The organism is Frigoribacterium sp. PhB118 (assembly GCF_003751725.1).
GTDB lineage: Bacteria > Actinomycetota > Actinomycetes > Actinomycetales > Microbacteriaceae > Frigoribacterium.
Map to the genome: position 1 here is coordinate 173,997 of NZ_RKID01000004.1, position 13,138 is coordinate 187,134.

At 70.7% G+C, this 13,138-nt stretch carries 12 protein-coding genes; 4 read left to right on the top strand and 8 right to left on the bottom strand.

Annotated features, from left to right (window positions below):
• Positions 1-847: 847 nt before the first annotated feature.
• From EDF21_RS12560 to EDF21_RS12570, 3 genes are all read right to left on the bottom strand, one after another.
• The gene (locus EDF21_RS12560; RefSeq protein ID WP_233568508.1) at positions 848-2,191 is read right to left on the bottom strand and encodes a PhoH family protein; all 1,344 of its coding nucleotides are present in this window, start codon (positions 2,189-2,191) and stop codon (positions 848-850) included.
• Between the two features lie 258 nt (positions 2,192-2,449).
• The gene (locus EDF21_RS12565; protein ID WP_056048799.1) at positions 2,450-3,577 is read right to left on the bottom strand and encodes an aminotransferase class V-fold PLP-dependent enzyme; all 1,128 of its coding nucleotides are present in this window, start codon (positions 3,575-3,577) and stop codon (positions 2,450-2,452) included.
• A 423-nt stretch (positions 3,578-4,000) separates the two neighbouring features.
• Positions 4,001-4,789 (bottom strand): isoprenyl transferase, encoded by a 789-nt coding sequence (locus EDF21_RS12570; protein WP_043597826.1) that lies wholly within the window; start codon positions 4,787-4,789, stop codon positions 4,001-4,003.
• Between the two features lie 85 nt (positions 4,790-4,874).
• Here EDF21_RS12570 and EDF21_RS12575 point away from each other — a divergent pair, with 85 nt between their 5' ends.
• Positions 4,875-5,651 carry a hemolysin III family protein gene (locus EDF21_RS12575; protein WP_123571593.1) on the top strand — a complete coding sequence of 259 codons (777 nt, stop codon included), beginning with the start codon at positions 4,875-4,877 and terminating at the stop codon, positions 5,649-5,651.
• Between the two features lie 58 nt (positions 5,652-5,709).
• On the opposite strand, the gene EDF21_RS12580 is transcribed toward EDF21_RS12575, so the two are convergent.
• Positions 5,710-6,084: a hypothetical protein gene (locus tag EDF21_RS12580; RefSeq protein ID WP_123571594.1), complete on the bottom strand. Its 375-nt coding sequence runs from the start codon at positions 6,082-6,084 to the stop codon at positions 5,710-5,712.
• Complete coding sequence (gene mca / locus EDF21_RS12585) at positions 6,081-6,971, bottom strand: mycothiol conjugate amidase Mca (protein ID WP_192122780.1); 891 nt, start codon at positions 6,969-6,971, stop codon at positions 6,081-6,083. The genes EDF21_RS12580 and mca overlap by 4 nt, the downstream gene beginning before the upstream one ends.
• A 69-nt stretch (positions 6,972-7,040) precedes the next feature.
• Between mca and EDF21_RS12590 the strand changes: the two genes are divergently transcribed.
• Positions 7,041-7,463, top strand: coding sequence for a DUF4307 domain-containing protein (locus EDF21_RS12590; protein ID WP_043597824.1), 423 nt, complete (start codon positions 7,041-7,043; stop codon positions 7,461-7,463).
• 142 nt (positions 7,464-7,605) lie between these two features.
• Entirely contained in the window at positions 7,606-8,097 is a 492-nt protein-coding gene (greA, locus tag EDF21_RS12595; protein WP_056048805.1) for a transcription elongation factor GreA, read from the top strand.
• Positions 8,098-8,417: 320 nt separating this feature from the next.
• On the opposite strand, the gene ilvA is transcribed toward greA, so the two are convergent.
• Together ilvA and EDF21_RS12605 are read right to left on the bottom strand one after the other, a co-directional pair.
• Entirely contained in the window at positions 8,418-9,656 is a 1,239-nt protein-coding gene (gene ilvA / locus EDF21_RS12600) for a threonine ammonia-lyase (RefSeq protein WP_056048808.1), read from the bottom strand.
• Entirely contained in the window at positions 9,649-10,830 is a 1,182-nt protein-coding gene (locus EDF21_RS12605) for an AI-2E family transporter (RefSeq protein WP_123571595.1), read from the bottom strand. The genes ilvA and EDF21_RS12605 overlap by 8 nt, the downstream gene beginning before the upstream one ends.
• A gap of 130 nt (positions 10,831-10,960) precedes the next feature.
• Here EDF21_RS12605 and EDF21_RS12610 point away from each other — a divergent pair, with 130 nt between their 5' ends.
• Entirely contained in the window at positions 10,961-12,211 is a 1,251-nt protein-coding gene (locus EDF21_RS12610) for a winged helix-turn-helix domain-containing protein (RefSeq protein WP_233568489.1), read from the top strand.
• Here the strand turns inward: EDF21_RS12610 and EDF21_RS12615 are convergent.
• Entirely contained in the window at positions 12,208-13,113 is a 906-nt protein-coding gene (locus EDF21_RS12615; RefSeq protein WP_056048814.1) for a M48 family metalloprotease, read from the bottom strand. The genes EDF21_RS12610 and EDF21_RS12615 overlap by 4 nt on opposite strands.
• Positions 13,114-13,138: the final 25 nt, after the last annotated feature.

The window sequence follows — 13,138 nt, forward strand, 5'->3', positions numbered from 1 at the left end:
TGAGGCTCCAGGGGGCACCACGACGCTGACGATCGGAACGGTGGTCCACATCCACGCCCCGAGCAGGGCCAAGAGCGACGCCCCGGTCAACCGGCCCCCGATGCGCACGGCCTCGTACCGTGCGTCCCCCGGCGCGAAGGTCGTGTACCACCCGCGTCGGGCCCGGTGAACGTGCCCGGATCGCACTGCTGCGGTGAGCATCCGGTCGGTGGCTCCGAGGGCGACGAGATCCCGCTTGTGGAGGACGCCGCCTGCCTTCCTGACGTGGGTCGCGATCTGCTGCATGCCGACAGGCTGACGCGACCCGCACCTCCTCCGCGGCACGCGAGAGCCCGCCGGTGGAGAACGTCCGCGTCGCGCGAGGTGGGGCCGAGGCGTCCCTCACGGCGGCTCGTCGACCCCGCGGCGCGCCCGTGCCCGCGCCCACGCCCGCGCCCCGCGCCCGTCCGGGCGTTCCCGACCATGCTGGCAAGTCCGGAGAATACCGCCCACCGACCTCGACACGGCCTCGAACCGTGTCGGATTGCTGAGTTGCCGACCGGCAGGTGGTCCCTCGTGCCGGTCGAGCACGGCACGGGTCGCACCGAGACGCCGACTCGTCACGGACCACCGAGCACCACGCGACCCCGAGCACAGTCCGGTGGGCAACTCAGGAGAACGGCGACCAGGTGCGGCCTGAGCCTCCCCGCAACACGCAGATCTCCGGAGTTGCCGACACGACGCGCGGCGCCAGACACGCAGGACGCGCGGCGCCAGACACGCAGGAGGCGCGGCGCCAGACCGCAGGAGGCGCGGCGCCGGACCGCGGGAGGCGCGGGTCAGGTGACCCGCGCCTCCTGCGTCCCTGCTACACCAGGTCGTTCGACTCGAGCATCTCGGTGACGAGGGCGGCGATCGCGGACCTCTCGGAGCGGGTCAGCGTCACGTGACCGAACAGCGGGTGACCCTTGAGCGTCTCGATGACCGAGGCGACCCCGTCGTGCCGGCCGACGCGCAGGTTGTCGCGCTGCGCCACGTCGTGGGTCAGCACCACCCGCGAGTTCTGGCCGATGCGGCTCAGGACGGTCAGCAGGACGTTGCGCTCGAGGGACTGGGCCTCGTCGACGATCACGAAGGCGTCGTGCAACGACCGGCCCCGGATGTGCGTCAGGGGCAGGACCTCGAGGATGCCCCGCTCGACCACCTCGTCGAGGACGTTCTGGGACACGATCGCTCCCAGCGTGTCGAAGACGGCTTGCGCCCACGGGTTCATCTTCTCGCCGGCGTCGCCCGGGAGGAACCCCAGGTCTTGGCCGCCCACCGCGTAGAGCGGGCGGAACACCATGATCTTCTTGTGCTGCTGCTTCTCGAGGACGGCCTCGAGGCCGGCGCAGAGCGCGAGGGCCGATTTGCCCGTGCCGGCGCTGCCCCCCAGCGACACGATGCCCACCTCGGGGTCGAGCAGCAGGTCGATCGCGAGGCGCTGCTCGGCCGATCGACCGTGCAGCCCGAAGACGTCGCGATCGCCGCGGACGAGACGAGCCTCGCCGCGGGCGACCACGCGCCCCAGTGCCGAGCCCCGCTCCGAGTGCACGACCACCCCGGTGTTCACGGGGACGTCCGCGAGTGCGCGGGCGGAGATCTTCTCGGACTCGTAGAACGAGGCCATCTGGTCGCTCGAGACGTCGATCGAGGTCTGCCCGGTGTACCCGCTGTCGACGACCTGTTCGGCCCGGTATTCTTCGGCGGCCAGTCCGATCGACGCGGCCTTCACCCGCAGGGGCAGGTCTTTCGAGACGACCGTGACGGCCAGCCCGTCGGCGGCGAGGTTCGACGCGACGGCGAGGATGCGCGAGTCGGCGTCGTTCAGTTGCAGGCCCGAGGGCAGGACCGACATGTTCGAGTGGTTCAGCTCGACCCGCAGGGAGCCCCCGTCACCCACGGCCACCGGGAAGTCGAGACGGTCGTGCTTCACGCGGAGGTCGTCGAGGAGGCGCAGGGCCTGGCGCGCGAAGTAGCCCAGCTCGGGGTCGTGACGTTTGCCCTCGAGTTCGCTGACGACGACGACGGGAAGCACCACGTCGTGCTCGGCGAAGCGGAAGAGCGCCTGCGGATCGGACAGCAACACCGAGGTGTCGAGCACGTACGTGCGTTGGGCGACCGACTGGTCACCCCCCGCGGTTGCTGCGGTGTTGCGTTCGGTTGAGGTGATGTTCGACGCGGTCACGACCACTCCGTCCTCGGGCGGCTGGGCACCCGGGTACCTTCGGCAGAGACGGCCGCGGAGCAGTTGCGAGGCGAACTTTCGTGGCCGTCTCGATCGGGCTCCTTGCCCGATGTGACGAACCTACGACGCGCCTCCGACATCCGCATCATCGACGCCACCGTGTCGTGTGACGATCAGGTGAACGACCCTCATGTGACGGTCGAGGGTGCGGCGCGCGAGCCCCACCCCGCACGGCGGTCCCGCCTAGTAGAAGACGGTCGTGCCGAACGAGGTGAACGCACCCCGCAGCATCTCGAACGAATCGTCGCCCGTGGACACGTGCACGCTCAGCCGCACGGTCGTGTCGCGCACGGTGGCCGTGACCCCGTGGTTGATCAGTGCGGCCGTCAGCGTCGTCATCTGGTCGAGGGCGGGTTCGAGCACGACGATGCCGGCGCGCTCCGCCTCGTCGCGCGGCGAGACCACCGGCACCGCGAACTCGTCGGCGAGGTCGATCACCCGCGTGGCCCGCTCGGCCACGGCCCGCGAGACGGCGGCGACGCCCACGTCGGCGAGGTCCTCCAGGGCCGTGGCGAGGCGCGCCTGGGCGATGGGGTCGGGATTCGTCAGCTGGAACGCCGCGGCACCCGGGCGGGTCGGCTGCCGTCCGTGGTACGAGCCGCCGAGGGTCAGGTCGCTCCCGGCGACACCGCTGAACACCGGTGTCAGGGCCGAGAGCGCCCGGTCGCTCAGGGCCAGGAAGCCCGTCCCCCACCCGGCGCGGACCCACTTCTGACCGCCCGACGCCACGACGTCGGCCACGGCGTAGGGCGCGTCGACCACACCGAACCCCTGGATCGCGTCGACGATCAGCAACCGGTCGCCGATCACCTGGCGGATGCCCTCGAGGTCGACCAGGTACCCCGTGCGGTAGTCCACCAGGCTGACGGCCACGGCGGTGACCGAGTCGGTGAGGTGACGCTGCACCACGGCCGGCGTGACCACGTCGTGGTCGAGGTCCATCCAGACCGGCTCGAGCACGCGCAGGGCCTCGGAGGAGCGGGTCGCCGCGACGGGCATGCTCGGGTAGTCGCGCGGCGACATGAGCACCTGCCCGGTGAGACCGAACAGCGTGTGCGTGAGCCCTTCGCTCGTGTTCGGCTGGAAGACGACGTGGTCGGGTGCGAAGCCGACGAGGGACGAGATCGCCCGTCCGACGCGACCGGCCTGCTCGGTCAGGGCGATCTCGGACCCGAAGCGGGCCCTCGCCTGCACCTCGACCAACGAGCGCTGCTCGTCGGCGACGGAGCTCGAGATGGGACCCCACTTCGCGAAGTCGAAGTATCCGGGCTCGTCGGTGAACCCCGAGGCGAGGTCGTCGATGGTCTTCACGGTGTTCTCCTAGGCGGCGGTGACTGGTCCACCGTAGTGCCGTCCGCGGTCCGCCGACCCGCGCCTCCTCGTCCGGTCGTCCACGCGGGGGCGTGCGCGGCAGGCCCGCACACGGCCGGCGACTCAGGAGAACGACACACCAGAACCCCCTCAGGAGGCGCGGCGCAGCCGAACTCCGGAGTCGCCGACACCAGCCCCGTCACCGCGCGCCCGGCCGGCAACTCAGGAGAACGGCACACCAGAACCCCAGCAGGAGGCGCGGCGCAGCCGGATTCCGGAGTCACCGACACCAGCCCGGTCACCGCGCGCCCGGCTGGCAACTCAGGAGAACGACGCACCAGAACCCCTTGAGGAGGCGCGGCGCAGCCGGAGTCCGGAGTTGCCGACAGCAGCCCGGTCACCGAGCCGACAGCCGCACCCGCGTCAGCTGCCGTAGCGCCGGTGCCGGAGGGCGAAGTCGCGCACGGCCCGGAGGAAGTCCACCTCGCGCAGGTCGGGGTAGAAGGCCTCGACGAAGTAGAACTCGCTGTGGGCGCTCTGCCACAGCATGAAGTCGCTCAACCGTTGCTCGCCCGACGTGCGGATCACGAGGTCGGGGTCGGGTTGGCCGCCGGTGTAGAGGTGGTCGGCGATGAGCTCGGGGGTGAGCACCTCGGCCAGGGCGTCGAGCGTGCCCCCTGCGGCGTCGTGCGCCCGCACGATGCTGCGCATGGCGTCGGCGATCTCACGGCGCCCGCCGTAGCCGACGGCGAGGTTCACGTGCAGCCCCGTCTTGTCGGCGGTCCGGGCCTGGGCCTCGCGCAGGGCCGAGCAGAGCGCCGGCGGCAGGTCGTCGGTCGCGCCGACGTGCTGCACGCGCCAGTCCCGCTGACGCGAGAGCTCGTCGGCGACGTCGCCGATGATGCCGAAGAGCTCGGTCAACTCGTCGGACTGTCGGTTGCCGAGGTTGTCGGCGGAGAGGAGGTACAGCGTGACCACCTTGATGCCGAGGTCGTCGCACCAGGTGAGGAACTCGCTGATCTTCGCGGCACCCGCGCGGTGCCCGTGGGCAGCGGTCTCGAGCATGCGCTGCTTGGCCCAGCGCCGGTTGCCGTCGACGATCATGGCGACGTGGTGCGGCAGCTCTTGACCGTCGAGGCTCCGGCGGATGCGGTTCTGGTAGAGGCCGTACAGGACTCCCCTGGCGAGGGGAGAGGGACGGCGCTTTTTCACAGGGCTACGGTAGCCCACGGCGGGCCGTCCACAGAGCCGAGGATTCTCAGCCCGCCTCCTCGGACGCTCCCCTAGGCTCGGCCCCATGAGCAGCCACACCGACGGAGATCGCGCGAGCCTCCGGGCAGACGAGGTCGACGGAGCCGACCGGGCAGACGGGGCCGACGGGGCCGACATCCCGAACCTGCCGTTGCTCGACGACGCCCTCGCCTACCCCGACATCGAGCGTAAACCGAGTTGGCGCGGCTGGATCCATGCGGGCACCTTCCCGGTCGCGATCGCGACCGGCGTGGTGCTCGTCGTCCTCGCGCAGGGCGTGGCGGCGACCTGGGCCTGCGCGGTCTTCATGACCACGTCGCTCCTGCTCTTCGGCATCTCGGCGACCTACCACCGCTTCCCGTGGAGCCCGAACGCGAAACGCTTCCTGAAGCGCCTCGACCACGCCAACATCTTCCTGCTGATCGCCGGCACCTACACGCCGATCGCGGTCATCGCCCTGCCGCCGTCGAAGGGCGTCACGCTGCTCGTGCTCGTCTGGACGGGCGCCGTGTTGGGCATCCTCTTCCGGGTGTTCTTCCTCAACGCGCCGCGGTGGTTGTACGTGCCGCTCTACGTCCTGCTGGGCGTCGGCGCCCTGGGGTTCATCGTCGACCTGCTCGACGCGAACGTCGCGATGATGGTGCTCGTGCTGGTCGGCGGCGCGCTCTACATCGCGGGTGCCGTGTTCTACGGCATCAAGAGGCCGAACCCCGTACCGGGGCACTTCGGATTCCACGAGCTGTTCCACACCATGACGGTGCTGGCGTACCTCTGCCACTGGACGGGCATCCTGCTCGTGGCCCTGGACCCGCCGACCTTCTAGCGCGAGGTCGCCCGAGCCGAGGAGGCGCGGGTCGCCACCCCGGCACCGGTCGCGTCGGTCACGAGTCGCGCTCGCGCCTCCTGCGGTCGCCGTCGTCGTCGAGGTCGCCCTCGACGGGGCGAGCCCGCCGATCGGCGTCTCCGGGGAGTTCTTCGTCGTCGAGAGCCGCGGCCGCCACGGTCGCCTCGTCGCGCTCGGCCTGGATGCGCTCGCGCACCTCGCCCCGGTACCGGGTGCGTCGGACCCGACGGGTCATGTCGACGACGATCAGCACCGTCGCGACGGCGACGAACGCGATGGCGACGAAACCCCAGACGCCGGGCGTGACGGCCTCGTCGGGGATGGTGGACGGCGGCAGCGTCGGGTCGGGGGTCTGCGGCTGCGCCAGCAGACGGGTCGTGACCGCGACCACCGATTCGGAGAGCACGCTCATCGCTGCACCCCCACGAGACCGGTGTCGGGGTCGACGACCCCGGCGAAGAGGTCGACCTCGGGCAGGTCGGACCCGACGTTCGACTCGACGAGCTGGAAGTCCTCGGTGGGCCAGGCGGCGACCTGGAGGTCGTGGGGCCAGAAGAAGAACGCGCTGTCGAGCGGCACCTGGCTGGCGTGCGACCGAAGGGCGGCGTCGCGCACGGGGAAGAAGTCGGAGACCGGCACGCGGGTCGTGGCCAGGTCGGGCCGGTCGCTGAAGCGGGCCAGCATCTCGGTCAACGACTCGATGAGGGGCGACTCGGGGTCGCTCTCGCGCAGGTGGGTGATCATCGCGCCGATGCGTCCGGCACTGAACATGCGGTCGTAGTAGACCTTGTCGATCTGCCACGCGTCGCCGGTCGCCGGGTAGCGCTCGGGGTCGGAGGCGTCGCGGTAGGCCGCCATCGAGATCTCGTGCGTGCGGATGTGGTCGGGGTGCGGGTACCCGCCGTTCTCGTCGTAGGTCACCAGCACCTGCGGCTTGAACCGACGGATGATCGCGACGAGCGGCTCGGCGCTGATCTCGAGCGGGATGGTGGAGAACGAGTTGACCGCGACCGACTCGCCCTCGGCCGGCAGGCCCGAGTCGGCGTAGCCGAGCCACAGGTGGTCGATGCCCATCGCCGCCTGGGCGGCCGCCATCTCGTGCACGCGCAGGCCCGCGATGTCGCGCTCGGCGTGAGCTCGGGCCTCGAGCTGCTCGTTGAGGATCGACCCCTGCTCGCCGCCGGTGCAGCTGACGACGAGGACGTCGACGCCGAGGCTGCGGTAGTAGGCGTAGGTCGCCGAGCCCTTGCTGGACTCGTCGTCGGGGTGGGCGTGGACCGCCAGCAGGCGCAGGGTCAATTCTTCCTCGCAATGTGTGCCGGGCAGACGTTGCTACCCTGGGGACAGCTTAATCGGACGGAGATCCGCGTGACGTCCACGCCCCGTGTCACCTCGCCCTCGTCGCGCCTCGACGCACGGTACGGGCGTTCACCGCGGGGTCGGCGCAGGCGCCTCGTCGTGGGCCTGTCCGTCGCCGTCGCCTTCGTCGTCGTCTTCGCGGCGTGGGTCGTCTTCGCCGCCTTCGACGGGACCTCGTCCCAGCTCGAATCCGCCGACGTGGGCTACCAGGTCACCTCCGACCGGGCCGTCGAGGTCCAGTACACGGTCACCGCGGACACGGGCGAGGCAGTCGACTGTGCGGTCGAAGCCCAGAACAGCGGCTTCGCGGTCGTCGGCTGGAAGATCGTCCACCTGCCCGCCTCGGAGCGCCGTTCGGTGACCTACACGACCTCGCTCGCGACGTCGGAACGGGCGGTCACGGGCTTGATCTACCGGTGCTGGCTTCCCTAGACTGCTCGGAATCGCACGACGAGACCGGCCACTCGGCCGGTCTCCTTTTTTCGGTGGGCGACCTCGCCCCGGCTCCCGGCACCGCGCCTCCTCGGCTCGAGTCGCCCGACCGGGTTCGGCCGCCGCACGAAACGGAGACACCATGAGCACTGACAACGAGACCACCTGGCTCACGACGGACGCCCGCGACCGTCTGCAGGCCGAGCTCGACACCCTCAGCGGCGAGGGACGTCGCGAGATCGCGTCACGCATCGAAGCCGCCCGCGAAGAGGGCGACCTGAAGGAGAACGGCGGCTACCACGCCGCCAAGGACGAGCAGGGCAAGATGGAGGCGCGCATCCGTACGCTGATCAACCTGCTGAAGCACGCGACGGTCGGTGACTCGACGGCCGCCGACGGCATCGTCGGCCCCGGCACCGTCGTCACGGCGACCATCGCCGGCGACGAGAGCACCTTCCTGCTCGGCAACCGCGAGATCATCGCCGCCGGCAGCGACCTCTCGGTCTACAGCGAGACCAGCCCGCTCGGCCAGGCCATCAACGGGCTGAAGGTCGGCACGACGACCAGCTACACCGCCCCGAACGGCAAGGACATCTCGGTGTCGATCACGAACGTCGAGACCTACCAGCCGTAGGTCCGACGCCCGAGGCCCCCGCTCGAACGGAGCGGGGGCCTTCGTCGTCCCGGCCGCGGGGGCCCGGACCCTCGACGGGGGTGTCGGCAACTCCGGAATGCGGCGTCGTCCGCGGCAGTCCTGCGCCCGCGGACGGCCGTTCTCCTGAGTTGCCGACGGGCAGAGGGGCCGTCAGGAGGCGCGGGCACGTTCAGCAGGCGAACACCCGGTCGGGAGGCGCGGGCCACCGTCAGGAGGCGCGGACACGGTCAGGACGCGCAGACCTGGTCAGGAGGCACGGCCACGGTCAGGAGGCGCGGGGCGCGTCTCGCGGAGTCGGCTCAGAAGTCGACGTTGGGCTCGTACCCGGCGTCGCGGAGCCGTTGCAGGACCTCTTCGACGTGGTCCGGCCCGCGCGTCTCGACGCTGAGCTCGAGTTCGACCTCGCTGATCTGGAGCCCGCGACCGTGGCGGGTGTGCAGCACCTCGACCACGTTCGCGTTGGCGTCGGACAGCACTTCGCTGACGCGGGTCAGCTGGCCGGGGCGGTCGGGCATGCCGATGCGCAGCTTGACGTAGCGGGCGGCGGCTGCGAGGCCGCGACCGATCACTCGCTCCATCATCAGCGGGTCGATGTTGCCGCCGCTGAGGATCACCACGGTCGTGCCGAGGTCACGCACCTGCTCGGTGAGGATGGCGGCGATGCCCACGGCACCCGCGGCCTCGACGACGAGCTTCGCGCGCTCGAGCAGCACGAGCATCGCCCGGGCCGTGTCGTCGTCGCTGACCGTGACGATCTCGTCGACCGTGTCGCGGATGATCTCGAAGTTGAGCACGCCGGGTTTCGCCACGGCGATGCCGTCGGCGATCGTGGGCTGGGCGTCGATGTCGGTCCGCACGCCGAGTTTCATCGAGACGGCGTACGGGGCGGCGTTGGCCGCCTGCACGCCGATGATGCGGACGTCGCGCCCGGTGCGTGCCGCGCTCTGCTTCAAGGCGCTGGCGACGCCGGCCGCCAGCCCACCTCCGCCGACGGGCACGATCACGGTGTCGACGTCGGGCACCTGTTCGAGGATCTCGAGCCCCAGCGTGCCCTGGCCCGCCACGACGTCGGCGTGGTCGAACGGGGGGATGAAGACGGCGCCCGTCGTGTCGGCGAACTCTTGTGCAGCTCGCAGCGACTGCTCGACCGTGTGCCCCCGGAGGACGACGTCCGCGCCGTAGTGCCGGGTCGCCTGCAGCTTGGGCAGGGCCACGCCGACGGGCATGAAGATCGTGGCCACGATGCCGAGTTCACGGGCCGCCAGGGCGACACCCTGAGCGTGGTTGCCGGCCGACGCGGCGACGACCCCGCGCGCCTTCTCGTCGTCGCTCAGCTGGGTCAGGCGGTTGTAGGCGCCTCGGATCTTGTACGACCCGGTGCGCTGCAGGTTCTCGCACTTGAGGTGCACCCGCGAACCGAGCACCTCGGCGAGGTACTGCGAGGTCTCCATCGGGGTGACGCGGACGACCTGCGAGACGCGGTCGCGCGCCTCCTCGATCTCGACGAGGGTGGGACCGGCCAGGGTGCGTTCAGACATCGGTGAGGCCTCCGGGCCGCGTGACGTCGTGCTCGACGGGTCGCGGCTTCTCTCGCCACGTACCCCTCGCGACGTAGGTGATCATGACGTTCAGCACGGCCACGAACGGGACCGCGAAGAGGGCGCCGGGGATCCCGGCGACCAGGGTGCCGGCCGCGACGGCGAAGACGACGGCCAACGGGTGCACCTTGACGGCACTGCCCATGACGAACGGCTGCAACAGGTGCCCCTCGATCTGCTGCACGAGGATCACCACGGCGAGCATGAGCAGGGCCACGACCCAGCCGTTGTAGACGAGGGCGATGACGACGGCGACGGCTCCGGTCGCGACGGCGCCCACGACGGGCACGAACGACCCGAGGAAGACCGCGATGGCGATCGGTGCCACCAGGGGCAGGCCCAGGAAGAGCGCCCCCAACCCGATGCCCACGGCGTCGACGAACGCGACGAAGATCTGCACCTTGACGAAGTTGGTCAGGGTCAGCCAGCCCGCGCGGCCCGCCCCGTCGATCGCCGGGTGCGAGGCCCGGGGGAAGAGCCGGACGACCCACCGCCAGATCTCGGCCCCGCCGACGAGCACGAAGATCGTCGCGAAGAGCCCCAGCACGAGCCCGGCAGCGACGTGACCCGCGGTCGACCCGACCGAGAGCGCACCGCGCACGAGCGGCTGACTGTCTTGCTGGACGGCCGCCACCGCGTCGGACACGTACCCGTTGATCTGCGCCTCGGTGAGGTGCAACGGCGAGGTCAGCAGGAAGTCCTTGAAGTCGCCGTAGGAGGCGATCGAGCGATCGCGCAACGAGGGCCAGCCGTCGACGATCTGGAGGACGACCAGGACGACGAGGCCCGAGACCACCACGAGGAACCCCACCAGGACGGACACGACCGCCAACCACTTGGGCCAGCGGTGCCGCTGCAGCCACCCCGAGAGCGGGACGAGCAGCGCGGAGATCAACAGGGCCACCAAGAAGGGGATGACGATGACCCGCAGCTGGGTGATCGACCAGATGACGACGCCGGCCACGGCCACGATCACCAGGATGCGCCAGGACCAGGCCCCGGCGATGACCATGCCCCGCGGCACCGACGGATCGGCGACGACACCGGCCGCGCGACCGCTCGTGACGTCGCCCTGCACCTCGTCGCCGCGCGTGGGGCGGTTCCGCCAGATCATCGCGTCAGTTTATGGCCCTGCGGGGCCGGTCACCTACCCCTCCACATGCCGGTGCACGCATGTGTCGACGGGGACCAGGCGACACCAGGAGGCGCGGCGCGCGTCGGTGGCCGTCGCTACAGTCGTCCGCGTGCCCCGTCAGCAGCTCTCCCCCGCCCAGGCCCGTCGTGTCGCCTTGGCGGCCCAGGGCTTCGGGAGGCCCGTCGACGGCCCTGCCCGCCCGGGGACGCGGCAGCTGAACGGCCTCGTCGATCGCCTCGGCCTGCTGCAGATCGACTCGGTGAACGTGTTCGAGCGCAGCCACTACCTGCCCGCGTTCGCACGACTGGGCGCGTACGACCGCGCGACCCTCGACCGCCTCACCTTCGCTCCCCGCGGGCGGTACGTCGAGTACTGGGCCCACGAGGCCGCCATCGTCCCGGTGTCGACCTGGCCCCTGTTGCGGTGGCGCATGCGCGACTACGACGCGAAGTGGCGGGGGGACGCCTCCTCGTGGCTGTCGACGAGTCCGCGCATGGAACGCTGGCTGCTCGACGAGATCCGCGACAAGGGGCCGCTGCCGGCCAGCCTGGTCGAGGCCGACGCCGCCCTCTTCCCCCAGCCCGACCGGACGGGCCCGTGGTGGGGGTGGGGTGACGTGAAGCGCGGCCTCGAGTCGCTGTTCCGCACGGGCGCCCTGGTCAGTGCCGGTCGCCGTCGGTTCGAGCGCGTCTACGCGCTGCCCGAACAGGTGCTGTCGGCCGAGGTCCTGGCCGTCGACGTCGACCGCCACGAGGCCCACCGGCGCCTCGTCGCCCACGCGGCCCGCGCCTCCGGGGTCGCGACGGCCGCCGACCTCGCCGACTACTTCCGCCTCAAGGCCGCCGACGTCGTACCCGCCCTGCGCGAGCTCCACGACGACGGTGTCGTCGAACCCGTGGACGTGCCGGGTTGGGGTGCGACCGCATGGCTGCACCGTGACGCCCGCGTACCCCGTCGGCTCGAGGCCGACGCCGTGCTGTCACCGTTCGACCCCGTCGTCTGGCACCGGCCCCGGGCGGAACGCCTCTTCGACTTCCGCTACCGCATCGAGATCTACACCCCGCGCGAGAAACGCGTGCACGGCTACTACGTCCTCCCCGTCCTGCAGGACGACCAGCTGGTGGGGCGGGTCGACCTCAAGAGCGATCGTCAGTCGGGCGTCCTGCGGGTGCAGGCGGCATGGCATGAGCGCGACCTCCCCGTCGACGTCGAGCGGCTCGTGACGACGCTGCGCCGAGCGGCCGCCTGGCAGGGACTGGACGCCGTCGAGGTGGCCGATCGGGGCGACCTGGCGGGCCGACTCCGCACGGTGCTGACCGGCCGGGCCGACGCGGCCGGCCCGGCCGACCCACTCGCTTAGAAGGTCCCGGCGTTCTGTCGCAGCCGCTGGATGCGATCGGCGAGCGGAGGGTGCGTGCTGAAGAGTCGGTCCATCACGCCGGGCTTCATCGGATCGCTGATCCAGAGGTGCGACATCGAGGTGTTCTGCTGCCGCATGGGCCGCCCCTGGGCACCGAGCTTCTCGAGGGCTCGGGCGAGACCCTCGGGGTACCGCGTCGTCAACGCCCCGGTGGCATCGGCGAGGTACTCGCGCTGACGCGAGACGGCCGCCTGGACACCTGCCGCGGCGAGAGGGGCGATGATCATGGCCACCAGACCGAGCACCAGGAAGACGGGGTTCCCGCCGCCCCCACCGTTGTTGTTCGAGTTGCGGTTCCCCCCTGACAACGCGCTGAAGAACGACATGCGCAACAGGATGTCGGCCAGGAAGCCCACGGCCACGACGAGGCCGAACACCATGGTCGACACACGGATGTCGTAGTTCTTCACGTGACCGAGCTCGTGAGCCATGACGCCCTGGAGCTCACTGTCGTCCATGATCTCGAGCAGGCCGGTCGTGGCGGCGACCACGGCGTGTTCCGGGTCGCGGCCCGTGGCGAAGGCGTTGGGGGCCGGATCGACCACGACGTAGACCTTGGGCATCGGCATGCCCATCGTGATGCTGAGGTTCTCGACCGTGCGGTACAACCGCGGAGCCGTCACACCGTCGACCTGCTGGGCGTTGCTCATCGAGAGCGCCTGCCCGCTGGCCGCGAAGTACTGGATCACGGCGTACACCGCGGCACCGCCGAGAACCAGGAAACCGATCGACCCGTTGTTCCAGATTGCGCTCGCGGCGAACCCGAGGGCCCCGACGATCACCAGGAAGATCAGGACGATGAAGACGGTGTTGCGCTTGTTGCGCGAGATCGCGGAGTACACGGTGTCGAGGACGACTCGGACTGGA